Below are 1122 nucleotides of genomic sequence, written 5' to 3'. Positions count from 1 at the left end.
GTTCTATTAGAAAACTTTTCGTTTTTTAAAGTTATATCTGTCGCACATTCGTATTTTTTAATATATTCCTCAATATATTTTCTTGTATCATTGTCGCTTATATTTTTATCAGCTATTATATTAAACATATCAGCACAATTTATTGCATGTGAATATAAAGATGTTATGAATAATATTATTACTAGAAGCCTCATAGTATCCTTCCTTTTTGTGTATTGACACAAAAAATCTTATAAAAAAGCACAGATATTGATACTGCCAACAAATAGACCCCAAACCCTGAAAAAAGAGCTTGAAAAAGAGAGATAACTATAAAAATTTCAAGCTTATTTTGAAACATTACACTATAGTCCCAAGCAAAAAAACTTATACCATCTGTCACTATATAGCCAGTAGAATACACATAAATAGCAAAAATGCTAAATGAAAATCCAAAAATTAGCCATTTAAAATCAAGTCTTTTTATCGTTTCTGATGTTTCACTATTATAAAAAATAAAGAAACGGCATATAGTATAAAAAACAGCTTCCAAAGCCCATAACAAGCCAACTATCCACATATAACTTACATAAAATTCTATCTCGTCTTTAAAAGAGCTAACTCCACTAAAAATTTCTATATTAATAAAATACTGCTTCATAAAATTTACAAATTCTTGGCATGCTTGAGACTTACTTAGTAAATCGCTTGGCAATATAAAGATACCCAAAGAAAAAACAAAATAACTTATCAAAATAAAAATAGTAACCATCTTGTCATGGGCTTTATAGTATCTCTTAAGCAAATTACCTATTATATTTTTATTATAATTCTTAAACATATTAAATTTCCACTGCAATCTTATACTTTTTAATAGCTAAAATTTTTATAATGCTATATACTATAGTTATGACCATAAAAATTGTCAGTACTAATTGAACAACCATTGCTAATCCCATCTCATTATAAAAACCAATTACATAAAATGGTAAGAAAACACATGTAAAAAAATAAAATTTAGAATAAGTATATAAGCTTGCATAATTAATCATATACTTAAAAGCCATGTATCTCAAAATAGCAAAAATAATCATGCACAAAGCCATAAATAATATGCCATAAAATTTTATATTACCTACATCA

The 1122-nt window shown here is 25.7% G+C and carries 2 protein-coding genes and 1 pseudogene; all 3 read right to left on the bottom strand.

Going from position 1 to position 1122, the window contains the following annotated elements; all coding sequences use genetic code 11:
- Window positions 1-194, bottom strand: a pseudogene (locus F3G98_RS10855) (hypothetical protein); the annotation flags it as partial.
- A complete protein-coding gene (locus tag F3G98_RS10270) occupies window positions 191-820 on the bottom strand; it encodes a hypothetical protein (RefSeq protein WP_149726145.1) in 630 nt (209 codons plus the stop codon). The pseudogene F3G98_RS10855 and the gene F3G98_RS10270, both read right to left, overlap by 4 nt.
- A gap of 1 nt (window position 821) precedes the next feature.
- Window positions 822-1122: hypothetical protein (locus tag F3G98_RS10850; protein ID WP_223231358.1), on the bottom strand; the 301-nt coding region annotated here is incomplete at its 5' end.

The sequence above is a fragment of the Campylobacter concisus genome, assembly GCF_902460895.1.
In the GTDB taxonomy this organism is placed as follows: domain Bacteria; phylum Campylobacterota; class Campylobacteria; order Campylobacterales; family Campylobacteraceae; genus Campylobacter_A; species Campylobacter_A concisus_BC.
Note: the sequence above shows the minus strand (reverse complement) of the source record. Positions and strands in the feature narration are given on the sequence as shown.